At 69.1% G+C, this 23,295-nt stretch carries 21 protein-coding genes, 1 pseudogene and 2 CRISPR repeat arrays; of the genes and pseudogenes, 8 read left to right on the top strand and 14 right to left on the bottom strand.

The genetic code is table 11. From position 1 onward, the window contains the following. Nucleotides 1–45: 45 nt before the first annotated feature. A complete protein-coding gene (locus ACWGKS_RS09295; RefSeq protein ID WP_358514151.1) occupies nucleotides 46–1,539 on the bottom strand; it encodes an aminopeptidase P family protein in 1,494 nt (497 codons plus the stop codon). 160 nt (nucleotides 1,540–1,699) lie between these two features. Beyond that, the gene (locus ACWGKS_RS09300) at nucleotides 1,700–2,236 is read right to left on the bottom strand and encodes a GNAT family N-acetyltransferase (RefSeq protein ID WP_358514153.1); all 537 of its coding nucleotides are present in this window, start codon (nucleotides 2,234–2,236) and stop codon (nucleotides 1,700–1,702) included. Between the two features lie 167 nt (nucleotides 2,237–2,403). Here ACWGKS_RS09300 and ACWGKS_RS09305 point away from each other — a divergent pair, with 167 nt between their 5' ends. Next, nucleotides 2,404–3,510 (top strand): pyridoxal-phosphate-dependent aminotransferase family protein, encoded by a 1,107-nt coding sequence (locus ACWGKS_RS09305; protein WP_358514155.1) that lies wholly within the window; start codon nucleotides 2,404–2,406, stop codon nucleotides 3,508–3,510. A 138-nt stretch (nucleotides 3,511–3,648) separates the two neighbouring features. On the opposite strand, the gene ACWGKS_RS09310 is transcribed toward ACWGKS_RS09305, so the two are convergent. From ACWGKS_RS09310 to ACWGKS_RS09325, 4 genes are all read right to left on the bottom strand, one after another. Continuing rightward, nucleotides 3,649–3,867 (bottom strand): DUF3099 domain-containing protein, encoded by a 219-nt coding sequence (locus tag ACWGKS_RS09310; protein WP_452522314.1) that lies wholly within the window; start codon nucleotides 3,865–3,867, stop codon nucleotides 3,649–3,651. A 44-nt stretch (nucleotides 3,868–3,911) separates the two neighbouring features. Next, nucleotides 3,912–4,874, bottom strand: coding sequence for an oxygenase MpaB family protein (locus ACWGKS_RS09315; RefSeq protein WP_358514159.1), 963 nt, complete (start codon nucleotides 4,872–4,874; stop codon nucleotides 3,912–3,914). A gap of 198 nt (nucleotides 4,875–5,072) precedes the next feature. After that, nucleotides 5,073–5,762, bottom strand: coding sequence for a response regulator transcription factor (locus tag ACWGKS_RS09320; protein WP_358514161.1), 690 nt, complete (start codon nucleotides 5,760–5,762; stop codon nucleotides 5,073–5,075). Further along, nucleotides 5,729–7,096: a sensor histidine kinase gene (locus ACWGKS_RS09325; protein WP_358514163.1), complete on the bottom strand. Its 1,368-nt coding sequence runs from the start codon at nucleotides 7,094–7,096 to the stop codon at nucleotides 5,729–5,731. Before ACWGKS_RS09325 ends, ACWGKS_RS09320 begins: the two co-directional genes overlap by 34 nt. Nucleotides 7,097–7,229: 133 nt before the next feature. Between ACWGKS_RS09325 and purB the strand changes: the two genes are divergently transcribed. Beyond that, nucleotides 7,230–8,660, top strand: a complete 1,431-nt coding sequence (gene purB, locus ACWGKS_RS09330; protein ID WP_358514165.1) for an adenylosuccinate lyase — start codon at nucleotides 7,230–7,232, stop codon at nucleotides 8,658–8,660. Nucleotides 8,661–8,835: 175 nt separating this feature from the next. Beyond that, on the top strand, nucleotides 8,836–8,982 hold the full coding sequence (locus tag ACWGKS_RS09335; protein WP_358514167.1) for a hypothetical protein: 147 nt from the start codon (nucleotides 8,836–8,838) through the stop codon (nucleotides 8,980–8,982). A gap of 105 nt (nucleotides 8,983–9,087) precedes the next feature. Here ACWGKS_RS09335 and ACWGKS_RS09340 read toward each other — a convergent pair. Continuing rightward, nucleotides 9,088–10,041, bottom strand: a pseudogene (locus ACWGKS_RS09340) (STM4015 family protein); the annotation flags it as partial. A 243-nt stretch (nucleotides 10,042–10,284) separates the two neighbouring features. Continuing rightward, a CRISPR array of direct repeats spans nucleotides 10,285–10,862; the repeat unit is 29 nt; unit sequence GGGTCCATCCCCGCGTGCGCGGGGAGCAG. 622 nt (nucleotides 10,863–11,484) lie between these two features. After that, on the bottom strand, nucleotides 11,485–11,934 hold the full coding sequence (locus ACWGKS_RS09345) for a hypothetical protein (protein ID WP_358514171.1): 450 nt from the start codon (nucleotides 11,932–11,934) through the stop codon (nucleotides 11,485–11,487). A 318-nt stretch (nucleotides 11,935–12,252) separates the two neighbouring features. Between ACWGKS_RS09345 and ACWGKS_RS09350 the strand changes: the two genes are divergently transcribed. The 4 genes from ACWGKS_RS09350 to ACWGKS_RS09365 all read left to right on the top strand — a co-directional run bounded on the left by ACWGKS_RS09350 (nucleotide 12,253) and on the right by ACWGKS_RS09365 (nucleotide 15,585). Continuing rightward, nucleotides 12,253–13,062, top strand: a complete 810-nt coding sequence (locus tag ACWGKS_RS09350) for a helix-turn-helix domain-containing protein (protein ID WP_452522262.1) — start codon at nucleotides 12,253–12,255, stop codon at nucleotides 13,060–13,062. After that, on the top strand, nucleotides 13,062–13,238 hold the full coding sequence (locus tag ACWGKS_RS09355) for a DUF397 domain-containing protein (protein WP_358512461.1): 177 nt from the start codon (nucleotides 13,062–13,064) through the stop codon (nucleotides 13,236–13,238). The genes ACWGKS_RS09350 and ACWGKS_RS09355 overlap by 1 nt, the downstream gene beginning before the upstream one ends. Before the next feature lie 98 nt (nucleotides 13,239–13,336). Further along, nucleotides 13,337–13,914: a CRISPR direct-repeat array (repeat unit 29 nt; unit sequence GGGTCCATCCCCGCGTGCGCGGGGAGCAG). A 278-nt stretch (nucleotides 13,915–14,192) separates the two neighbouring features. Next, nucleotides 14,193–14,663 carry a MarR family winged helix-turn-helix transcriptional regulator gene (locus tag ACWGKS_RS09360; RefSeq protein ID WP_087100571.1) on the top strand — a complete coding sequence of 157 codons (471 nt, stop codon included), beginning with the start codon at nucleotides 14,193–14,195 and terminating at the stop codon, nucleotides 14,661–14,663. Nucleotides 14,664–14,772: 109 nt separating this feature from the next. Further along, nucleotides 14,773–15,585 (top strand): SDR family NAD(P)-dependent oxidoreductase, encoded by an 813-nt coding sequence (locus ACWGKS_RS09365; protein ID WP_358512464.1) that lies wholly within the window; start codon nucleotides 14,773–14,775, stop codon nucleotides 15,583–15,585. A 317-nt stretch (nucleotides 15,586–15,902) separates the two neighbouring features. On the opposite strand, the gene ACWGKS_RS09370 is transcribed toward ACWGKS_RS09365, so the two are convergent. After that, entirely contained in the window at nucleotides 15,903–16,400 is a 498-nt protein-coding gene (locus tag ACWGKS_RS09370; protein WP_358512467.1) for a DUF4188 domain-containing protein, read from the bottom strand. Between the two features lie 75 nt (nucleotides 16,401–16,475). On the opposite strand from ACWGKS_RS09370, the gene ACWGKS_RS09375 reads away from it, so the two are divergent. Then, nucleotides 16,476–17,087, top strand: a complete 612-nt coding sequence (locus ACWGKS_RS09375; RefSeq protein ID WP_358512470.1) for a MerR family transcriptional regulator — start codon at nucleotides 16,476–16,478, stop codon at nucleotides 17,085–17,087. 97 nt (nucleotides 17,088–17,184) lie between these two features. Here the strand turns inward: ACWGKS_RS09375 and ACWGKS_RS09380 are convergent, their stop codons facing one another. From ACWGKS_RS09380 to ACWGKS_RS09400, 5 genes are read right to left on the bottom strand one after another with little or no spacing between them, the layout of a single operon-like run. Next, nucleotides 17,185–18,705 carry an amidohydrolase family protein gene (locus ACWGKS_RS09380; protein WP_452522266.1) on the bottom strand — a complete coding sequence of 507 codons (1,521 nt, stop codon included), beginning with the start codon at nucleotides 18,703–18,705 and terminating at the stop codon, nucleotides 17,185–17,187. Next, nucleotides 18,702–19,382, bottom strand: a complete 681-nt coding sequence (locus tag ACWGKS_RS09385) for an FMN-binding negative transcriptional regulator (RefSeq protein ID WP_358512476.1) — start codon at nucleotides 19,380–19,382, stop codon at nucleotides 18,702–18,704. Before ACWGKS_RS09385 ends, ACWGKS_RS09380 begins: the two co-directional genes overlap by 4 nt. Then, nucleotides 19,379–20,677, bottom strand: coding sequence for a M20 metallopeptidase family protein (locus ACWGKS_RS09390; protein ID WP_452522268.1), 1,299 nt, complete (start codon nucleotides 20,675–20,677; stop codon nucleotides 19,379–19,381). The genes ACWGKS_RS09385 and ACWGKS_RS09390 overlap by 4 nt, the downstream gene beginning before the upstream one ends. Continuing rightward, nucleotides 20,674–21,459 (bottom strand): ABC transporter ATP-binding protein, encoded by a 786-nt coding sequence (locus tag ACWGKS_RS09395; protein WP_452522270.1) that lies wholly within the window; start codon nucleotides 21,457–21,459, stop codon nucleotides 20,674–20,676. Before ACWGKS_RS09395 ends, ACWGKS_RS09390 begins: the two co-directional genes overlap by 4 nt. Then, nucleotides 21,456–23,294, bottom strand: coding sequence for a dipeptide/oligopeptide/nickel ABC transporter permease/ATP-binding protein (locus ACWGKS_RS09400; RefSeq protein WP_452522272.1), 1,839 nt, complete (start codon nucleotides 23,292–23,294; stop codon nucleotides 21,456–21,458). The genes ACWGKS_RS09395 and ACWGKS_RS09400 overlap by 4 nt, the downstream gene beginning before the upstream one ends. Nucleotide 23,295: the final 1 nt, after the last annotated feature.

A 23,295-nucleotide genomic window follows, 5' to 3' on the forward strand; every position in this document is an offset into this window, starting at 1 on the left:
GCCCGAACGGGCCGAAGCCGAGCGCGGGCCCCGGGAGAACACCGCTCAGCGCGGAAGACGCTCGGCCAGCCAGGCCTCGACGTCGGCCGAGGAACGCGGCAGACCGGCCGACATCACGGTGCGGCCGTCCTCGGTGACCAGGACGTCGTCCTCGATGCGCACGCCGATACCGCGCAGCTCCTCGGGGACGGTCAGGTCGTCGGGCTGGAAGTACAGGCCCGGCTCGACGGTGAGCACCATGCCCGGCTTCAGGTCGCCGTACAGGTGCGCCTCCTGGCGGGAGACCGCGCAGTCGTGCACGTCCAAGCCGAGCATGTGACCGGTGCCGTGCAGGGTGTAGCGACGCTGCAGACCCAGTTCCAGGACGCGCTCGACCGGGCCCTCCAGCAGGCCCCACTCGACCAGACCCTCGGCGAGCACGCGCTGGGAGGCCCCGTGGAAGGCGGTGAAGGGCTTGCCCGGGGCGACGGCGGCGATACCGGCCTCCTGGGCCGCGTACACCAGGTCGTAGACCTTGCGCTGCAGGTCGGTGAAGGTGCCCGAGACCGGCATGGTGCGGGTGACGTCGGCGGTGTAGAGGGTGGTGGTCTCCACGCCGGCGTCGAGCAGCAGCAGGTCGCCCTCGCGCACGGGCCCGTCGTTGCGGGTCCAGTGCAGGGTGGTGGCGTTGGCGCCGGAGGCGGCGATGGTGCCGTAGCCGACGTCGTTGCCCTCCACGCGGGCGCGCAGGAAGAAGGTGCCCTCGACGTAACGCTCGGAGGTGTCCTTGGCCTGCGGCAGCGCCTTGGCCACGTCACCGAAGCCGCGCGTGGTGGCGTCCACGGCCAGCTGCAGCTGGGCGATCTCCCACTCGTCCTTGACCAGACGGTGGTCGGCCAAGGCGACGCCCAGGTCCTCGTCGAGCTTGACGGACTTGGCGCGCGACTCCTCGTCGGTGTCGGCGCGCAGCTCGTCCACGACGGCGTCGATCTCGGCGTCGTGGCCGCGCACGACGCGCGTGGTGACGGTGGCGTCGGCGCGCAGGGCGGCGGGCAGGGTGCGCACGTCGGCGGTGGCCACGCCCAGCAGGGCGGCGGCCTCCTCCAGGCTGTTGCGGCGACCGGTCCACAGCTCGCCGTAGCCACCGAGCCAGAACTCGCCGTTGTCGCGGTTGGAGCGCGGCTTGAGGTAGAGCACCACGTCGTGGCCGCCGTCGGCCTTCGGGGTGAGCACCAGGCAGTTGCCGTCGGTGGTGTCACCGGTCAGGTAGGCGTAGTTCGTGGCGGCGCGGAAGGGGTATTCGGTGTCGTTGGAGCGGGTCAGGTACTGGCCGGAGGGGATGACCAGACGGTCGCCGGGGAAGGCGGCGCCGATCGTCGCGCGACGGCGGGCGGTGTGCTCGGCCTGCTCGATCGGCTCCAGGTCGCGCATCTCGGTGTCGGCCCAACCGGTGCGCATCCACCCGGCGAGCTCGTCGGAGACCGACTGCGCCTGGCCGTTCTTACGTGGACTGAACACGGGGGCGTCCGTCTCGGCCTGGGGGCGCTGCTGCTCGCTCACGTCGTGCACTCTCCTCGTCGAGTTCGCCGGAAGGGCGTAAAAAGCTCTGTGACCTGCCGTTGGTGACGGCCTTGTCGTCCATCGTAGGGGGCCGGGCGGAACCGCGCCCGACCCCGGGACATAGCGCTGCCCATAACGTGCCGGTCGAAAACGCCCGCGGTCAGGGACGAAGGTCGTGGGCGAAGGGGACGGCCTTGGGGTAGGGCAGGTCCTCGATGGTGGTCGGGTCCACCCACCTGTAGCCGATCCGTTCGTAGAGGGCCACGGCCTCGGGCTGGGAGGGCCCGGTGAAGAGGATCACGGAGTGGTAGCCGAGGTCGCGGGCGGCGTCCTCCAGCGCGGTCATGATGAGCCGACCCAGGCCCTTGCGGCGGTGCGCCGCCGAGGTCCAGATCCGTTTGAACTCGACCGTGCTCGGCGCACCGTCGCGTTCCGGACGGTAGGGACGCAGCGCGCCACCGGCGACGATCTCACCGTCCAGTTCGGCCAGGACCATACGACCCAGGGGCGCGACGAACTCGGTGACGGGGTATCGGCCCAGTTCGGCGGCGGCCCCCTCTGCTCCGTAGCGTTCGGTGTACTCGCCCAGCAGGCCGTCGAGCAGCCCCTGGACGCGGGGATCGTCGTGTTCCACCCTCAGCATCCGCACCCGCCCGGGTTCGAGCCGGGTGCTCTCGGCCCGTGCCGTCTCGGTCATGCCGCTCCCCTCTCCCACGTTCACGCCCACCCGCCTCCGGAGTCGGTGTGGACGTCTTTTCGTCCGCCGGAATACTACGGCCCGACACCTACGACACGAATGTCGCATGAGACACAGATGAGCCCCCGCTTGCCCCGTTCTCATACGGCTCTGGTTAGTGTGTGCCCATGTCAGTCACCGAACGCATCCTGCTGGGACCGGGGCCGAGCAACCCCTACCCCGAGGCGACCCTGGGCCTGGCCGCCCCGCTCCTCGGTCACCTCGACCCGGAGTTCCTCGCCATGTTGGAACGCGCCTCTGGACGGCTGCGTTCCCTGTGGGGCACCGAGAATCCGCTCACACTGCCGCTCTCGGGCACCGGTTCCCTGGGAATGGAGGCGGCCTTCGCCAACACCGTGCGCCCCGGCGACCAGGTGGTCGTCGCCGTCAACGGGCTGTTCGGTGAACGCATGTGCGAGGTCGCCTCGCGCTACGGCGCGCACGTGATCCGGGTGGACCACGAGTGGGGACGACCCGTCGACACCCAGCGGGTACTGGACGCCCACCCCGCGCCCGCCCTGGTCGCGGCGGTGCACGCCGAGACCTCCACCGGTGTGGTCAGCGACATCGGCGCCCTGGGCCGGGCCCTGCGCGAGCGCTCCGACGACACCCTGCTGCTGGCCGACTGCGTCACCTCCCTGGGCGGCATGCCCATGGACCTGGACGAGTGGAAGGTCGACATCGCCTACTCCGGCACCCAGAAGTGTCTGGGCGTGGCGCCGGGGCTGGCTCCCTTCACCTTCTCCGAACGCGCCTGGGAGCAGCGGGTCCCCTCCCCGCCGGTCTGGTACCTGGACCTGGGACTGCTCGGCGCGTACGTGCGCGGTGGCCCGAGCGGTCGCGCCTACCACCACACCGCCCCCACCGCGATGGTGGCCTCCCTGGACGCGGCGCTGACCCGCATCGAGGAGGAGGGCATGGAGGCGGTGGCCGCCCGTCACGCGGCGGCCGGGGCGCACCTGCGCGAGGGCCTGCAGGAGATGGGTCTGGAGCTGTTCGCCGCCGAGGGGCACCGACTGGCACAGTTGACGTCGGTACGGGTGCCCGAGGGTGTGGATTCGGGCAAGGTCCGTGAGCGGCTGCTGCGCGAGTACGACCTGGAGATCGGCGCGGGTGTGGGTCCCTACGCGTCGACGGTGTGGCGGATCGGGCTGATGGGCCACAACGCCCGCCTGAACCGGGCCGAGCTGGTGCTGGCGGCGCTGCGCCGCGTCCTGGGCCGTCAGGGCGTGTAGGCCAAGGTCCACCCGTCGTGACGTTCGGCACGGCACCTCGCCGCGTTGGCGAAGAGCCCGCATGGGAACAGGGAGGTCCCGGGGCCCTTGGTCGATCGTGGACCTCGACGTCCTTCCCCGGCGTGGGCGGCCCCGGCCTCATTCGGCGTTGGGCCCATAGCGGTTGTCGTGGTCGCGCGGGTCGTCCGGGTCGGCGATGTTGCCCACCGTCATGGCGATCGGTGGCAACACCGAGGCCACCACGCACATGGCCACCGCCCACCCGGTCCCGAAGAAGTGGTAGACGGGCGCGGACGCGGCGAACAGCACCAGGCACGTGCCCATGAGGAGCACGTACCACAGCTTCCTGCGTTTGATTCCCCTCACCCCCGAGCGTCGTCGATCGGGTCCTGACCTGTAGGTTATCCGCTCAGGTCGGCGGCCTCCGGGGCCTCGGCGCCCACGCGACGCGCGGTGGCCAGGGCCGGCCGCGGCGGGCTGAACCGGGTCAGCGAACGCAACGCACCGGAACCGTTCTCCATCCGGTATCCGGCGTCCAGTAGCCGCTGTTCGGCCTCCTCGGCGCTGAGCACGGTGGCCTCGTCGAAGACCTTGTTGTAGAGGTTCTCCGGCACCCGGTTGAGACCGGAGCGCATCAGGCGCAGCGCCGCGGTGGCGGTGGTGTCGGCACCCGGGACCTGGGGGATCATCCCGTAGGCGTGGCGGGCCCAGGCGGGCAGGGTCGTGTAGGACAGGGCGCCCACCGGCAGCCACAGTGGTTTGAGCGGGGCCAGCCAGGCCAGTCGTTCGGGGACCTTGGGCCACAGCAGGAAACGGACCGCCTGGCGGGCCTCTTCGGTGACCTTGAGTTCGGGGCGCACGGCCGCCAGGTAGCGGCGCATGTCGGCGACGTTGCGCGGCACGTCGTCGCGGGACAGTCCCACGTAGCCGGCGGTGAGCGACTGTTCGTCCAGGTAGCGGTCCATGTCGGCGGGGCTCAGTTCGAGCCCGGCGCGCACGGTGGTCTCCAGGTAGGACGTGACCTCGGCGCAGTGCACCCACACCAGCAGGTCGTGCTGGTCGACCCGGTGCAGGCGCCCGGTGGCGGGGTCGGTGAAGCTCAGGGCGCGGTGCACCCGACGAATGTGTTCGCCCAGGGTCTCGGCCTCGGTGTGGCTGCCGTAGGTGGTGACCGCGATGAAGTGGGCGGTGCGCAGCAGGCGGCCGGTGGGGTCGCTCCGGAAGTCGGAGCGCTGCCACACCCCCTGCATGGCGATCGGGTGCAGCGCCTGGAGCATCAGGGCTCGTACTCCGGCCACCCACATCGAGCGGTCCAGGTGTACGCGCCAGGTGACGCTCTCGGGGGCGGCGACCGTCGGTTGCATCCGGCTCTCCTCGGGATGTGCGCAAGGGGAAGGGGTTCGCGCCGGGGTCGGGCTGTGCCGCGAGGCCGTCGTCTCGAAACGTCGACCCGTCCGACCCACCCTTCCAGGGACTTTCCCCCCGTTTCATCACCTACACCCGAACCAGGTGGGAACCGGGCACCGGAGGCGGTGGTCCTCCGGCCTGCCCGGTCCGCGGCCTCAGCCGACCTGGGCGCGCAGGAACGCCAGAACCGCTTGGACCCGACGGTGCACACCGTCGTCGGGCGGCAGGTCCAGCTTGGCCAGGATGTTGCCCACGTGCTTGCCCACGGCGGCGTCGCTGACCACGAGCTTGCGCGCGATCGCCCCGTTGGAGTGCCCCTCGGCCATGTGTTCGAGCACCTCGCGTTCGCGGGCGGTGAGGCGCTGCAACGGGTCGGCGCTACGGCGCAGCAGTTGGCGCACCACCTCGGGGTCGACGAAGGTGGCCCCCTCGACCACGTTGCGCAGCACCGACGCGAACTCGCGAACGTCGCCCACCCGCTGCTTGAGCAGGTAGCCGACGCCTTCCCCGTCCCCGGAGTCCAGCAGTTCGGTGGCGTAGCTCAGCTCCACGTACTGGCTGAGCGCCACCACGGCCAGGCCGGGGTGGGTGCGACGCAGTCGCACGGCGGCGCGCAGGCCCTCGTCGGTGAAGTCCGGCGGCATGCGGATGTCGGTGACGACCAGCCCGGGGCGGTGTTCGTCCACGGCCGCGATCAGTTCCTCACCGTCACCGACGGCGGCCACCACGGGGAAGCCGAAGCGTTCGAGCACCCCGACCAGGCCCTCGCGCAACAGCACACCGTCCTCGGCGAGCACTGTCGGTACCCGGGTCACCTCTGGGTCTGCGGCTGGTCGGTCGTGCAAGGCAGCTCCACTCGAATCCTGGTCGGCCCTCCCACGGGGCTGGACAGGTCCATTGTGCCGCCCATTACGGCGACCCGGTCCGCCATACCGGTCAGGCCGCTGCCGCGCGAGGGGTCGGCGCCGCCGGGGCCGTAGTCGGTGATCTCCACCGTGAGCACGTCGCCGCGGGGCCCTTCTCGCAGATCGGCGTGGACGGTGACGGCGTTGGCCTCGGTGTGCTTGTAGGCGTTGGTGAGGGCCTCGGCCACCACGAAGTAGGCGGTGCCCTCCACGTGCGGGGGTTGGCGTCGTGGCAGATCGGCGTTGACGGTGACCGGAACCGGACAGTGGTCGGCGAGTTCGGCCAGGGCGGAGGGCAGGCCGCGGTCGGTGAGCACGCGCGGGTGGATGCCGCGCACGAGTTCGCGGATCTCGTCGATGAGTTCGTCGGCCTTGACCTGGGCTGCCACCACCCGCCGATCGGCGGGTGAGTCCTCGTCGAGGTCGACCCGGGCCATGCCCAGGTCCATGCTGAGCGCCACGAGTCGCTGTTGGGCGCCGTCGTGCAGGTCGCGTTCGATGCGGCGGCGTTCGTACTCGAAGGCGTTGACCAGGCGGGCCCGGGACTCGGTGACCTGGCCGAGTTCGGCGTAGAGCTCCTCCTTGGGCGGACCGACCAGCAGGGACCGGGCGACGACCCCGTGCCCGTAGGACAGCAGGCCGCAGCCGTACAACAACGCGACCGCCAGCAGGGGTGAGGCCAGGGCGAAGGGCAGGGCCTCCTGGCTGGTGTAGAGCTGGAACGGGCCCATGCTCAGCGGCGCTTCCTCCGGGGCGGTGAGGATGAGTGGACTCGCCGCGAGGCCGAGCATGATGGCCAGCAGGAACCCGACCAGTGACAGGGTGACGACGAACAGGACGAGCATCACCACCGCGTAGGCCACCTCGCGCCAGGTCGCGGCCTCGGAGTAGCGGGTGCGGACCCATCCCCACAGTCCGGCGGGCGGATCGCGGTGTCCGCTGCCCGCCGGGCCCGGCAGGACGAGCCGGAGCCGGCGCCGTTCCAGCGCTCCGAGCGGGATGGCGATGAGCGGGCCGAAGCACAGCACCATCAACAAAGCGATGAGCAGGAGCGCGACCGAGGCGAAGGTCTCCCCCTCGCTGATCACGGCCAGGCCCACGATCACCGGCGTGTACAGCGGGAGCGAGACCATCGCGAGTGCCCCGCCGACCAGGAGGGTGGTCAGGGTGTAGGCCACGACACGCCAGATCCAGCCGCTGATCAGGTAGCGCGGGCCGGCCAGGGCCCGTGGCAGGGTGGCGGTTCGGGCGTCGGGGACGCTTCGGGAGCTCATGGTGTCAACGCTAGGGCGCGGTGTGGGCGCGGGAACATCCGCCGAACCCATCGGTTCGCGGTAGGGCCGGCCCTACCGTCGAGGTCCGGCCCGGCCGACGGCATCGCAGTTCAGGCCGGTAGGGTGGGCCGACGTGAGCGCGAAACCCGTCATCCCCGATGTCCTGGCCGCCCGTTACGCTTCGGCGGAACTGACCCGGCTGTGGTCCCCCGAGTACAAGGTGGTCGCCGAACGGCGACTGTGGCTGGCCGTACTGCGTGCCCAGGCGCGTTTGGGCGTGGACGTGCCCGTCGGTGTGGTCGAGGACTACGAGAAGGTCCTGGAACAGGTCGACCTGGCCTCCATCGCCGAGCGCGAGCGTGTCACCCGGCACGACGTCAAGGCCCGGATCGAGGAGTTCAACGCCCTCGCCGGCCACGAGCACGTGCACAAGGGCATGACCTCGCGCGACCTGACCGAGAACGTCGAGCAGTTGCAGGTACGCGACAGCCTGCTACTGGCGCGCGACCGCGTCGTGGCACTGCTGGCCCGGCTGGGCCGCCTGTCCGCGGAGTACGGCGAGACCGTCATGGCCGGCCGTTCGCACAACGTGGCCGCGCAGGCGACCACGCTCGGCAAGCGATTCGCCTCGATCACCGACGAGGTGTTGGTGGCGTACGGGCGGTTGGAGGAGCTCATCGCCCGCTACCCGCTGCGCGGGATCAAGGGCCCGGTCGGGACCGCCCAGGACATGTTGGACCTGCTCGGCGGCGACCGCGAGGCGCTGACCTCCCTGGAGAACGAGGTGGCCGCCCACCTGGGGTTCGAGCGGCGGTTCACCAGCGTGGGCCAGGTGTACCCGCGCTCCTTGGACTTCGAGGTGCTGACCGCGCTGGTGCAGTTGGCCGCCGGACCCTCCTCGCTGGCCAAGACCATCCGTTTGATGGCCGGACACGAGCTGGTCACCGAGGGCTTCGCCGAGGGCCAGGTCGGCTCGTCGGCGATGCCGCACAAGATGAACACGCGTTCGTGCGAGCGGGTCAACGGGCTGACCGTGATCCTGCGCGGGTACGCGTCCATGACCGGTGAGCTGGCCGGCGACCAGTGGAACGAGGGCGACGTGTCGTGCTCGGTGGTGCGCCGGGTGGCGCTGCCGGACGCGTTCTTCGCCTTCGACGGGCTGGTGGAGACCATGCTGACGGTGCTGGACGAGTTCGGCGCCTTCCCCGCGGTGATCTCCGCGGAGCTGGACCGCTACCTGCCGTTCCTGGCCACCACCAAGATGCTGATGGCGGCGGTGCGCGCCGGTGTGGGGCGCGAGAGCGCCCACGAGCTCATCAAGGAGCACGCGGTGGGTTCCGCGTTGGCGATGCGTCAGGAGGGTGTGGGCAACCGGCTGCTGGACCGGCTGGCCGAGGACGAACGCTTCCCGTTGGACCGGGCCGCCCTGGACACCCTGCTGGCCGACCGGATCACGTTCACCGGCGCCGCCGCCGACCAGGTCGCCGACGTGGTGGCGCGAGTGGACGCCGTATTGGCCGAGCACCCCGAGGCCACCGCGTACGCGCCGGGGTCGATCCTGTAGTCGCCGCTCGATGTCGAGAGGGGGTCCGAGGCCTTGTGCCTCGGGCCCCTCTTTCGTGGGATCGGGCGTTCGTGTCTTCGGGATATGGCGCTTTTCACTCGCGCTAACAGTGGGTTTGAAAGTTAACACCTATTACGGTTGAGGGTGTCGGACCACCCCTCGCTAGGAGACCCCCATGATCGACCCGACCTCCTTCGGTACCGCCGTCCTGGTTCTGGGCGTGCTCGCCGCCATGATCATCGCCTTCGGGCTCGCCGCCCTGTCCGACATGGCGCTGCGTCGCCGTGAGGACCGCGCCGCCAAGGGTTCCACCGGCGACTGAGCCTCCAGAAGTGGCACGTCCGCGCTCGGTCCGAACCCCGTCTCATTCGGTGGCGGACGGGAAACGCCAATCGCCCTCCTCGACCTGCCGGTCCTGCGCGCTCAGGTCGACGTCGGCCTCCACGAAGACCTCGCGGACCCGCTGCTCCATGTCCTCGGACATGTAGTGGTGGCTCAGGTCCAACCGGGCCAGATCACGGAAGATCGGGGCGCCGATCAGCACTTCGGCGCCTTCGTCGGTGAGCGTGCCCATCGACAGGTCCAGGGAACGCAACCGGCCCACCACGGGAGCCTCCGCCAGGGCGCGCACCCACAGGTCGGTGTCCTCGGCGTTGCGAAGCCCCAGGTGGAGCAGGCGCGGGAACGCCTCGCCCGACAGGGTGCGGGCCAGGTCTCGCGGGTAGGTGTCGCCCCGATATTGTCCGACCCCCAGCCACAGTTCCAGGTGCTCCAGCTCGGGCAGGTCGGAGCCGTCGATGCCGCGGGCGACGCGCGCGGGCAGGCCACCGGTCTGCACGGTGAGGGTGCGCAGCGCGTCGTGGCGTCCGATGTCCAACCCCAGATGGCTGCCCGGGTTGAGGTAGGGGTCGCCGGTGCCGCGCACGGCGAACTCGGTCAGGTTCGGGTAGGCGGCCAGGACCGGGGCCAGGTCCGGCTGATGGATCCAGGAGAGTTCGGCCTCCTCGGAGATGAGGTCGCCGATGAACAGTGCCCTGAGCCCGGGGAACCGGTCCGCGTGCTCCAGGAGCGCGTCACGGGCGGGGGCGCCGGGTTCGTCCAACTCGGAATCGCCCGCGGCTCCGATCACGATGGCCTTCACCGCGGTGGTGTCCGCCGCGGTCACGAAGGAACCGAAGTGGTCGGCGAACTCCTCCTCGGGTTCGAAGGACTCGACCTGGAACCGCCACGCGTAGGCCTCGGGGGTACGAAGGGCCGCGTTCTGCGCGCCGGTGTCCACGTGGTCACGTTCGTACCGGGGGGTCGAAGCCGACAGCTCTTCCGGAGACGCGTAGTCGAATACCGGCAGGCCACCGAACTCGGTGAGGTGTTCGAAGAACATGGGCCACTCCTGGTGCAGATGTTCAAGGTGTGAGCCATGTTTAGCACCGTGAGGTGACCAAACCCGGAAAACGCACGATTCGAGCACCGACGTTCAGGTGATGCTTCCCCCGGGACCGGACACCACGAAGGCATCGGAACCTCTTGGCGTCAGGTCCGTTGGTTTGCCCGGAGCGGGTACGGACCCAACCCCCGCATGCGCGGGGAGCAGACGTCGCGCATATCCAGGCGCAGTGCTTTGGTTGGGTCCATCCCCGCGTGCGCGGGGAGCAGTTCACCGCCAGGTCTTCCACTGCAACCGCTTGGGGTCCATCCCCGCGTGCGCGGGGAGCAGGGCACTCCTTGACACTCGCAGTCGTGGAGGTGGGGTCCATCCCCGCGTGCGCGGGGAGCAGACCACACCCTGGCCTCCGAGGCCGGACGGCCCGGGTCCATCCCCGCGTGCGCGGGGAGCAGTTGGTGGTGTCCACCGACAGGGTCATACGCGCGGGTCCATCCCCGCGTGCGCGGGGAGCAGCGCACCCTGTGGCCCGATTCCGACCGGGTGCGGGGTCCATCCCCGCGTGCGCGGGGAGCAGCACTTGGCCTGCCATCGGCGGGCGTAGTCGTCGGGTCCATCCCCGCGTGCGCGGGGAGCAGGACACCGTGCTCGACCTTCTGGCCGCTCCCGAGGGTCCATCCCCGCGTGCGCGGGGAGCAGTGTCCTCACATGAGGGGTTCGATGATGATGGAGGGTCCATCCCCGCGTGCGCGGGGAGCAGTCACCGTCCCCCACGCCCTGACCGACGTCCCGGGGTCCATCCCCGCGTGCGCGGGGAGCAGTCTCGTTGACCTGCGGGTTCATCCGGGGCGAGTGCTCAAATCTGCAACTAGTTGAGAAACAGACAAATCGGGCACCTTCTCAGATCCACGTCTAAGCATGACCCTACGCCAGACGAAGCAACCCCGTACCAGAGCACAGAACCCGTTTAACAGCGAGGGCGAATCAGCTGGGCCCGGTCCCACAAATGGACGAGCAGTTCATCGAAAGACCGAGCTTCGACCATCTCACTCGGAGACACGCCCCAGAATGATTGGGTTGCTTCTCCGAAGTAGATCAGCAGGCGCGGATGGCAGGCCTGGAGTTGCGCGGCCTGGTGATGTTCGCGAGCGAAATCGGAACGGTGCCCGCCCAGTCGGGGGAGCTTCTGCGCTCGACCGGCACGGCAGATGCGATGCGCACAGTCAGCGCACACCGGCCCCGGGGAAACGAAGCGGGACTTGTTCGGCCCAAAGTCCACCGGACGTCGGGGCGCGGGGATAGGGTGCGTCATGGAATCCTGCTTCCTCATGTGCAGAGTGGAGCTCGGGATTTTGTGGGCCTGGAAGAGCGCGGCGACGCTGTTCCAGGCCCGTTCAATTCAGGCCGACTCGTTCCGGAACGAGTACCTCGTGACAGGCATGCTCAGTGATTCCTTCGCGCCTCGACGCGAGTGAGCATGGAGTGTCGGGCGGAGTCGGTGAGGTCGAAGACGACCTGCATGGTGAGGGCCCGGATCCGATGCCCGTCCCAGGTCCAGGAAAAATCCCAGTACACGCAGTTCCGTTCGACCAGAGCAAGTCCGCTGTGCACCGCGTCAGGCTCCAAACGCGGGTAAGTGATGCTGGGGCTACGGCGGGGACCTTCGTCGGTGACGTACAGGTGCGGCAACAGCGGGCGGGTCTGGTCCATCACGAGTCGGACGGTGCCACCGGACAGACCAGAGCGCGAGTGACGGTGGGCGTTGTCGACCAGGGCACGGGCGACCTGGATCAACGGACGTGCGTGACCGGGCAGTACGGTGCGACACCAGTTGGCCAGGGGCACGGAGGGGCAAGTGTTGCCCAGGAGAACTCCGCGCCTGTTCGGGTCCACAAAGTGCAGTTTGTGCGGGTAAGGCTGCTCTGGCGTGGCCGAGTCAGGGTGAATATCCTGCATTCGTCTCACCTCGGGTGGTTCGGGGTGGGTTCACAGCCCCGGGGCCGCCTTCCACTTCGGCCACGGGGCTCTTCTCTTGCGCACCTCTGAACGAGCCAACTCAGGACACTTTCCGCATCCAGAGCTGAAGCATGAGGGCGCTTACGAATGACCCTTCCACCGGCCCTGAGCATGGTCTATATTCATCGCAGAGAACGTTCATATTCATATGGCTAGCGATTTAAACTGATAGACGAGCGATACTGGTGGTGAGTTGTGGGATCCGTCGACCCAGCCCGGGAACGCTTCGGCAGGCTACTCAAGAAAACCCGATCTCGGTCAGGGCTGACACAGCAGGAGCTGGCGAAGGCTGCCGTAATCGCGCAAAGCACCGTCAGCGAGCTTGAAGGAGGGAGAAAAGGGACACGGAGGGATCAAGTAGAGCGGATCGATAATGCGCTTATCGCTCACGGTGCGCTGCTCAGCGCCTGGGACGCAGCATTCTCCCCGACAGGCATGATCGGGTACTTCCGTGAAGTCGCCGAAGACGAACAGATCGCTGTCGAGATTCGCGAGTACGCCCTCGGGCTTGTGCCTGGTCTTGTGCAAGTCGAGCAATACGCTCGAACCATCAGTGAACTCGCATCTCCGTACATACCACCCGAACAGATCGAACAGATTGTACAAGCACGACTGTATCGACAGCAGGTTCTAGAGCGAGACCATCCGCCGATGCTGATCGTTCTCTTGGATGAGTCTGTGCTCCTCCGTCGATTCTCCAAGTCAGAAGTGATGCCCGCTCAGATCGACCATCTGCTGTCGTTGAGTTATCGCCCCCGTATCACCATCCAGATCGTCCCTGAGGAGACCGAGGATCATGCGGGCTTGGGAGGGTCGTTTAGGCTGAGCACTGCCCCCGACAGCAGCCCCTTCGCCTATGTCGAGGGCCATAAGACGGGCATGACCCTCAGGGAACCCGAGATCGTGGCCAGCTACGAGCGGATCTTCGCTGACCTGCGAAGTTTCGCTTTGCCAGTACCGGCATCGCGTTCACGGATGGAAGAGATTCGAGGCAAACTCTCATGATGACCGCAGGTTGGAAGAAGTCCAGCTACAGCAACGGTGAGGGTGGCAACTGCGTGGAGGCACGCGGCTGTGGCAGGGACACGGATGTCCGAGACACACAGAACCGTGAGGCTGGATACTTGGGTTTCAAGGCCCAGGAGTGGGCTGCGTTCGTGAGCAGTCTGCGCGCGAACTAAGCCGAACAGAATCGGTCCCCGCCAGTCGTAGTGGCGGGGACCGATCATGTTTCAGGCTACTGACCAGCATTCTCATAGCCAAGCCACATGCCGTTCAGGGTTCAATCCCCGCGCGTGCGGGGAGCGGCTGACCGACGGCGGCTGCCATGTGTCGAATTGGGGTCCATCCCCGCGTGCGCGGGGAGCAGTCCGATCTCCAAACCCGGGACCTCGTAGCCGTGGGTCCATCCCCGCGTGCGCGGGGAGCAGTTCCTCCTGGCTCTTGGCCTGCTGGCCGGGCTGGGTCCATCCCCGCGTGCGCGGGGAGCAGGGGCCGTGCGCCCGGGCCTCTTACGGCCTCTGGGGTCCATCCCCGCGTGCGCGGGGAGCAGACTCTGAGTACCGCGCTAGGACGGTTGCAGCGGGGTCCATCCCCGCGTGCGCGGGGAGCAGAGCACCCCAGTCGTCGCGGGGTTCGCCGGCGCGGGTCCATCCCCGCGTGCGCGGGGAGCAGGGCGACGATGCGCTTGAGGCACGCTGGTTCCCGGGTCCATCCCCGCGTGCGCGGGGAGCAGCAGGCCGTGCACGGCCGCCGAGACCGCCCCTTGGGTCCATCCCCGCGTGCGCGGGGAGCAGGTCGCGTCGGTGACGGGTCTTCCGGCGCATTTCGGTCCATCCCCGCGTGCGCGGGGAGCAGTCTCGCTGACCTGCAGCTTCACCCGGAGAACAGGCTCGAATCTGCAACTAGTTGAGAGTTGGACATTGATCCACTTTCCGGACAAAACTCACAAGCGAGCCACTCAAGCAAGTGCCCCTGCGGCCAGCGATCGACCAAAGGAAACACCTCCTACACCCGCTCAACGATAGCGAGGCAAAGGGATCCAGGCATCCACGAGCCTTCCGGAATTTTAGTTCAAAACTCGAAGCATCGCATGGTTTATTTCGAGGCTCAAACCGAACGCTAGAATTCCGGCCATGGACGACGGACTCCTCGCACGTGCGGTGCGGGCCAACCACGAGCTGTTCCTGCTGACCAGTGACCGCATGGCCGCCACCTTCGCGGACCTGGAAATCACCTCCTCGACGGCCTCGCTCCTGCTGGAGATCGACCCGAAACAGGAACCGCCGACCATGAAGGCTCTGGCGGGTCGGCTCTACTGCAACGCCCCCAACCTCACCTTCCTCATCGACCAACTCGTCGCCCGCGGCATGGTCGAGCGCGTGCGGGCCACAAAGGACCGGCGCCAACGCGCGGCCGTGCTCACCGAGAAGGGTGCGCGCACACGCGCGACCCTGATGGACGTCGCGCTCGCCACCTCCCCCTTGCGGCATCTGACCACCGAGGAGCGAACAGCGGTGTCGTCCATCCTGGAGGGCGCCCTCACACGCGCCAAGGCCTCTCCTGCCGAGGACGATCCCCTGACCACGGTCGACAGCACCCGGTGACCCACTCCCCGCGAGTCGGTGCCGCCATATCCACACCCGAAAAGTATTTCGAGTATCGAAGCATCATGCTAGCGTCAGTGCTTCGACACTCGAACCACTGGAGGATTCCGTGCGAGACGGCTATCGCGGCATCACCGCACTCGTCACCGGCGCGTCGAAGGGGCTGGGGCGGGAGCTCGCGCTGGAGCTGGCCCGGCGGGGCGCTCGACCGGTCCTGCTGGCCCGCTCGGCGGATCGGCTGCGGGAACTCGCCGCGCAGATCAGCGAACAGCACGGCGGAGCCGACACCGAGGTGATCGTCGCCGACCTCGCCGCACCGCAGGGGCCGAAACAGGTCCTACGAGAACTGCACCAACGCGGCCTGAGCGTGGACCTGCTGGTCAACAACGCCGGTATCGGCAGTGCGGGCCCGTTCCTGGACCGCCCGCTCGAACCGCAGCTGCGTTCCGTCGACGTCAATATCGGCGGCCTGCTCACCCTCACCCACGCGATCGGCGCCGAACTGGTCGCCCACGGCTCCGGCGGCATCATCAACGTGTCCTCCACCGCGGCCTTCCAACCCATGCCCTACCAGGCCGGATACGCCGCGAGCAAGGCGTTCGTGCTCTCCTTCAGCGAATCGCTGGCCGAGGAACTGCGCGGTACCGGTGTCCACGTCATGGCCGCGCATCCCGGCGCGATCGCGACCGGTTTCTTCGACGGCACCTCCATGACGATCCCCCCGACCGCCGACGCACCGGTCTCCGTCGCGGCCGGCATCCTCGACGACTACGCCCGGCGGCGCGCGGTGTCCTACCCGGGCCGGAGCGTCTTCAGGGCCATGACCTGGGCTTCACGCCTGCTGCCGCGCACCGTCGCCGTGCGGGTGGCCGGTGCGTTCAACCGGCGGCTGCACCTGCACGAGGTCGTCGACCTCGTCTAGGTCATCTCCGGGAAGGACCACCACGACCGACCTCGAAAAACGGTGTGCCTCGTCGACGGATGGTCGTGAGGGGAACCTCTGGTGGGGAGAGTCCCTGAGCCGAGAAGGCGGGTGCTTCCCTCGGGCCGGCCCGGTGGTTTCGACGGTCGGCCCAAGAGAGGGGCCGGGCTCGAATCAGCGGAGCCGAGACCATGACGCGCCTTCCTCACGTGGCGCGGCCGGTCTGAGGGGGTGTACCCGTCGGCGCCGGCCGCACCGGTGGGCCCACCCATGTTCCCCCACACGCGCCCCCTCCCCCACGCGTCCCCCGGCCCCTGCTATCCGTCCTCGGGCAGGGTGAGGGCACCGTCGACAAGGCGCGCGCGGGCACGGTGGTGTCGCTTCTCCACCGGCAGGATCGTCGTCGCCCCGGGCAGTCCCATGGCCGGCGTTCCGACGTACATGCTCTCGGCCCGTTCGACGATGAAGGTCTCGTGCCAGATCCCGACGGCGTCGGGGTGCTTCCTCACCATCGCGTTGAACCTCGTCCACGCCGGGCGGTGGCTCAGCGAACCCGCGGAGGCGTAGTCGTAGAGCCTGTCGATCGAGGACCAGTACTGCACGACGTACGGTCCCTTGCCGTTGAACAGCAGCTCGTAGCCGAGCAGGCCCGAATCCGGGTCCTCGGAGAGCTCGGCCAGCATCGGCCGCATGGCCCGCAGGACCGGGAACCAGAGGTCGGGGCGCCACCACCGGTTGAGCGTCATGCCGATGTGGAAGACCACCAGTTCCCCGTCATGCCGATGAGTCACGCGACCCGACACGATCTTCGCCATGATCCCCTCCGATCATTGGATAGTTTCACTATCTAAATTAGCTTGTGCGACTATCCAAGGCAAGGAGGTTTCAGCATGCGCATGGCAGAGTTGTCCGCCGAGGCCGGCGTGCCCGTCCCCACGATCAAGTACTACCTGCGGGAAGGGCTGCTGCCCCAGGGCGTGCGGACATCGGCGACCCAGGCCCGCTACGGGGACGCGCACATCCGTCGGCTCAGGGTGATCCGTGCGTTGGTCGACGCCGGGGTGAGCGTGGCCGGCGTACGCAAGGTGCTCGCCACCCTCGACGAGCCACCGCACGAGGTGGCCGACCTGCTCGGCGCCGCGCACGCGGCGGTCGCTCCGCGGGGGGACGATGGGATCCCGCTCGCCGATGCCCGACGACTCGCCGAACGTCTCGGCTTCCGACCCGGGGCCTGCGAACCCGAGCGCCTCACGGATGTCGCACGAGCGCTCGATTCCCTGGACAGGGCCGGCTTCGTGATCCCCCCGGACGTCATGACCGCCTACCTGGAGGGCGTGCGGACCATCGCGAGGGCCGAGATCGCCGGCGTTCCGGTCGACACCCCCGAGGAGGCGGTCCGGTACGTGGTACTGGGCACGACCCTGGCCGAACCGCTCCTTCTCGCGCTGCGCCGCATGGCCGAACAGATCGCCGCCGTCGAGCGCTTCCCCTCCGACACCTGACCGGTCCGGAGGCCCGGTGCCGCGCCAGAACGGCCCAGGGGCCCTACGCCGCGAGGGTCGCGCCGCGTAGGGCCCATGAGGTTCGGGCCCGGGGCCCTCAGTGCGTCAACGTCGACCAGGTGAACCCGCCCCCCAGCAGGGTCGCCGCCACCGGCATCGTCCGCAACTCCTCCGTGGAGCACGACAGGGGATCCCGCTCCACCACCACCAGGTCCGCGGGTTCGCCCGCCACGACGCCGGTCCGTCCCCTGGTGCTCGCGGCCAGAGCCGACTCGACGCTGATCCGCTGCTCCGGATGCCATGGCTCCCGGCCCTCGCGGCTGCGCGAGACGGCCGCGGAGATCGCGATCCAAGGGTCCAGCGGAGAAACGGGGGCGTCGGACCCCAGCCGGAGCGTCGCGCCCGCACGCTGCAACGACGCGATGGCGAAGGCGCGCGCGGTGCGGCCGGGCCAGTGCAGTTCGGCCACGTCCCTGTCGTCCATGGCGTGTTCGGGTTGCACGCTCGCGATCAGGCCCAACTCGCCGAAACGAGCGAAGTCCTCCTCCCGGACCAGCTGGGCGTGTTCGACGGCCCCGGTCATCGCGAGCTCCTCGAAGGCGTCCAACACCCCCGTGTTCGCGCGGTCGCCGATGGCGTGGATCGCCGCGGCGATACCCGCTCCCTTGGCCCTGGCCATCAGTTCGCGCAGGGTGTCCAACGGAACGCTCTCCATCCCGCAGGCGTGGGGGTGGGCACCGTCCATGCCGGGGTAGGGGTCCCAACACCACGCGGTCCGGGTGTTCAGGGAACCGTCGACCACGACCTTGAGCGGGCCCATGGTGATGAGGCCTCGTGGGTCGAGGGGGTCCCCGGTGCGCACACCCCGGGTGATCGCGTCCTCCAGCCGTTGGGGCCATACCGACACCTCCACCCGCAGTGAGTCGACGCCCCGTGCCACCCGTTCGGGCCAGAGCCTGAGGTTGTCCGTGTTCTCGAACTCCACGATCCCGACCACGCCGCAGCGGGCCGCGGCCCGGGCGGCTTCGCGGTAGTCGTCGGTGGACAGGTCGGCCGGGGACTGGAGCCGGTCCAGGGCCCCGAACCACTCACCCTCCCGGACCAGGCCGGTCGGCTCCTCCGGGGCCAGCGTGAGCAGCCGGGCCGCGGCGGTGTTCAGCCAGGCGCAGTGCAGATCCTTGCTGACCAACACGACGGGGATCTCGGGCGAGACCTCGTTCAACGCCTCCAACGAGGGACTGTCCGGCCACGTGCCGTCCTGGAACCCGTAGCCGATGATCGGTGCGGGATCCGCCGAACGCGTGGCGCGAGCCGTCGCGACCGCCCGCCGAACACGGTCCAGGCACTGGGCCGCGCTGGCCGTTCCGGACAGGTCGAGACGGCGCCGTTGGACCGTCCACTGTGCGAAGTGCACGTGGTGGTCCCACATGCCGGGCATCACGAAACGGCCCTCCACGTCGGTGGTCTCCGTGCCGTGACGGACACCGGAGACCGTCGGGAGGACCGCTTCGATCTCGCCGCGATTCAGCCGGATGTCATAGGTGCCCTCGTGTCCGGGGATGGACGCGTTGACCAACGTCCTGTGTTCGCCTTGGGTCATGTTCGCGCCCTTCGTCATCGCCGTGTCCTCGCGTCGTCGGACGCGCCCGCGGGCCGCCCCTGGGGATGTTCCATACCGTTGACCCGTGCCATCCGGGCGGCCAACGCCGGGTTGTTGTAGGGCCCCGGCTCGACCAGGTGGCCGATGATCTTGTTGATGGATTCCTCGGATTTGTCCTGGTTCATCTTCTCCTTCGCCTCGACGCGGTCCACCCGTAGGCGAAACCCCACCGTCCCGGTGACGATCCGGTGTGCGTACTCGCTGTTCTCGGCGGTGGCGTGCAGCAGGTGCGGGTCCGGCAGAACCTGTTCGAAATGGGCGACGAGGCGGTCCAGCACCCGCAGGTTCTCCTCATCGCCGAGGATCTCCGGGACTCCGTGCAGGTGGGCGACGGCGAAGTTCCAGGTGGGGACGTTGGGGCGGTAGCCGTACCAGGACGGCGAGACGTACCCGTGCGGTCCCTGGACGATGGCGAGCATCTCGTGGTGTCCGAGCCGATGCTTGGTCTCGTCGGGCCGCCCCACGTGGCTGAGCAGGACGATGCCCTCGGCCTCCTCGTCCAGCAGCACCGGGTAGTGCGAGGCCACGATCCCGTGGTCGGGTACCGAGGACACGAAGGTGCACCAGGGGTTCTCCCGGATGAGGTCCTTGATCGTGTCCGTGTCGTCGAGCGCGTAGTCGCGGTTGTCCCTCATCGGCTCGCCCCCGCCTCGTTCACCGGGCTCGGGGCCGAGGCCCTTTCGAGTCCGTTCCAGGCCAGGTCGGCGAGGGCGGCGGCCTGAAGACCGAGCACCCCGTCGTCGAACCGCGCCCCTTCCGAGTGCATCGGTGCGGCCTCCTGGGGTGGCACGTCCTCGGGCAGCGCTCCGAGGAAGACCAGCGCTCCGGGAACCCTCTGGAGCACGTAGGAGAAGTCCTCCGACGCCATGGCCGGTTCCGCCAACGTCACCACGCGCTCGGGTCCGTGGATCTCCGACAGCCTGGCGACGACGGCCTCGGTCTCGTGGGCGTCGTTCACCGTGGCCGGGTAGGACGGGACGAACTCGACCGTGGCCTCACAGCCGTGGGCCTTGGCCAGGCCTCGAAGGAGCTCCGGGAGTTCGTCGCGCAGCAGCGCGAGCGTCCCCTCGGAGAAGTGGCGCATTTTGGCCTCCATGCTCACCGATCGGGCCAGCACGTTGCCCGCGCTCGAATCGCTGGAGAGGGGGCCGATGGTGATCACCGCCGGGTCGCCGGCCGGGATACGGCGCGCGGCGAAGCTCTGAACCGCCAGGATCGCCTGGGCGGCGACCGGAACCGGGTCCACGGCCAGGTGGGGGGCGGCCGCGTGGCCGCCGGTGCCCTCGAAACGGACGCGCAGGGCGCTGACCCCGGCCATGATCGGTCCGCTCCTGGTGACGAAGCGTCCGTAGGGGGTCTTGGCGTCCACGTGGATCGCGTAGGCCGCGACCGGTCGTTCGCCGGCGGCGTCGAGGACCCCCTCGTCGATCATGATCCTGCCGCCGCCGAAGCCCTCCTCCCCGGGCTGGAACATGAAGATCACCGTTCCGGGTAGCTCGTCCCGGCGTCCGTGGAGCAGTTTGACCGCACCGACCAGCCCGGCCACGTGCAGGTCGTGCCCGCAGGCGTGCATGGCCCCGTTGGTGGCGGCGAAGTCCAGTCCCGTCGCCTCCTCGACGGGGAGCGCGTCCATGTCGCCGCGTAGCAGCACCACCGGCCCCCCGGCGTCACCGGCGGCGCCTCCGCGCAGGACGGCGACGACCGAACTCAGGGACGTGCCGGTGACGATCTCCAGGTCCAGCCCTTCCAGGGCGTCGAGCACGGCCCTTTGTGTCTCGGGCAGGCGCAGGCCCACCTCCGGTCGGGAGTGCAGGCTCCGGCGCAGCATGCGCAGCTCGGGCAGGAGTGTCTCGGCGGCGGGGGCGAAGGGGTTCCTCGTCACCGCCGGTTCGGGGCCGCCGGTGTTCTCCGGGGCGGGGTGATGGGTCATGGTGTCACGTGCTCCTCGAAGGTCATACGTTCGCCCAGCACCGGGACGGCGCTGAGGAGCCGACGGGTGTAGGGGTCCTCGGGATCGTCCAGTAGCGGTTCGGTGGGGCCGGACTCGACGATGACCCCGCCGCGCATGACGTGGATCTCGTCGCTCATGTAGCGGACCACGGCCAGGTTGTGCGAGATGAAGAGGATCGACAGTCCCAGGTCCTGTTGGAGTTCGCGCAGGAGGTTCAACACGGTGCCCTGCACGGAGACGTCCAGGGCCGATGTCACCTCGTCCGCGATCAGCACCCGTGGTTCCCCCGCCAGGGCCCGTGCGATGGTGATGCGCTGGCGCTGGCCTCCGGAGAACGCGCCGGGCGGGTCACCGGCGCGGTCCGGATGGACGCGCACCCGCTCCAGCAGCTCGCGTACGCGGTGGTGCCGCTCCGCGCGAGTCCACTTGCGCCCCGTGGCCAGGGTGGCCTCGGCGATCGAATCGCCGACGGACATCCGGGGATCGAGGGCGGAGTACGGGTCCTGGAAGATCAGTTGGACGGCGCGGCGGGCCTGCCGGGCACGCCTGCCCCGTCCGACCGCGCTGACCCCGTCGACCAGGACGTCTCCCCCGCTGATGGGGGCCAGGCCCACGACGGCGTTGGCGATCGATGACTTCCCCGAGCCCGACTCGCCCACCAGTCCGATGGTGCGCCCGGGCGCCAGACTCAACGACACGTCCATGACCACGGGCCGTGTTCCGTATCGGATGCTCAGATTCTCCAACGCGAGAGCCGTCACAGCGGACTCTCCTCTCCTGCTCTGACGGCGCCGGACACCGCGCCCACCTCCGGCGTCCCGGCGTCCTGTTCTCCCGGGCCCGATCGGTCGTCGATCACCGGCAGGGGCCGGGTGCGGTCGGAACGCATGTCGGGAAGGCAGGCGATGAGCCCTCGGGTGTAGGGGTGCCTCGCCTCCTCGCGAATACGTCGTGCGTCGAGGTTCTCGACCACCTCACCGTCCTTCATCACCACCACCCGGTCACAGAACCCCGAGACCAGGGCGACGTCGTGGGAGATGAGGACGATGGCGGTGTCGGTGGCCCGCTGGGCCCGGTGCAGCACGTCGAGCACCTGTTTTTGCACGGTGACGTCCAGGGCGGTCGTGGGTTCGTCCGCGATGATCAGCCGGGGGCCGGCGGTGAGCGCCATGCCGATCATGGCGCGTTGGCGCATACCTCCGGAGAACTCGTGCGGGTAGTCCTTCAACCGCCGACGTGGTTCGGCGATACCGACGGCGTCGAGTCCCGACTCCGCCCGCTGTCGGGCCTCCTCGCGGCTCATGCCGAGGTGGGTCCGCGAGACCTCGGTCAGTTGGCGCCCGATCCTCAGGGCAGGGTTCAGCGAGGTCAACGGGTCCTGGAAGACGATGCCCAGTTCCGTTCCCAGGCGTTTGCCCTCCTTTCGTGAGAGCGGCGTGCCCAGGTCGATGTCGTCGAAGCGGCGGGTGCGCGCCTTCACGATCGCCCTGTCGTCCGACAATCCGGCCAGGGCCATGGCGGTCAGGGACTTCCCGGAGCCGGACTCGCCCACGATGCCGACGATCTCTCCGGGTCTCACGGGCAGGTTCACACCACGGACGCGTTCCACGAATCCGCCCTCGCCGTCGGGGAAGGAGACGCTCAGGTCGGTGACCTGCGCCAGCGCGGTCCCATCACCGCCCGGGTCGACCCCGCCCACCGGCGGGGCGACGGCGGCGGCGTCGGATCGGGTCTTCCTCCCCGGCCCGCGTGGGAACAAGGACGCCCGGCCGGCCGCCGCCACACCGCGCAGCCCTTGCCCGGGGCGGTCGGCGAGCGCCTCGGCGATCATCGTGAAGACGAGTCCGGCGAAGACGATGGCGACGCCGGGACCGATGGCGGCCATGGGGTTGGTGTAGATGTGCCCGATGCCCTCGTTGATCAGCCGCCCCCAGTCGTAGGCGGGGGCCTGTACGCCCAGCCCCAGGAAGGACAGTCCGGCGAAGGAGAGAAGCGTGACGCTCGCGGAAGCGGACACCTGCACCAGCAAGGGGTTGGCGATGTTGGGCAGGATGTGCCGGAAGAGGACCCCGAGGGGCCCCACCCCGACCACCCTGGCCGCACGCACGTAGTCCTGTCCGGAGACCGAGGAGGCCAGGTTGTAGACGAGCCTGGTGAGGTTGGGGATCCCGGCCAGGCCGATGGCGAACATCGCCCCGGTGGCCGTGGCACCCCAGATGACGGTGAAGAACAGGACCAGCAGCAGCCAGGGGAAGGCCAGCAGCATGTCCATGAGCCAGATGAGGATTCGTCTGGGGTACTTCGGCAGGATGCTCGCGGTCAGGCCGACGATCACACCGCCGGTGACGCCGATGGCGGTGGCTCCCAGTGTGAGCAGCAAGGACATCCGGGTGGCCACCATGACCCGGGCGAAGATGTCGCGTCCCAGGTCGTCGGTGCCGAAGAGGAACTCCGCCCCGGCGGGCGTCCACCGGTCGGGCACCGAACGCGCCGTGGCGGCCTCCCCCCAGATTCCGGGGCCGGCGAAGGCGATCACCATGAGGACGGCGGTGCCCAGGATCGCGGTCAGACCCGCCGGGCCGACAAATCTCTTCATG

Source organism: Nocardiopsis sp. NPDC055879, assembly GCF_053615935.1.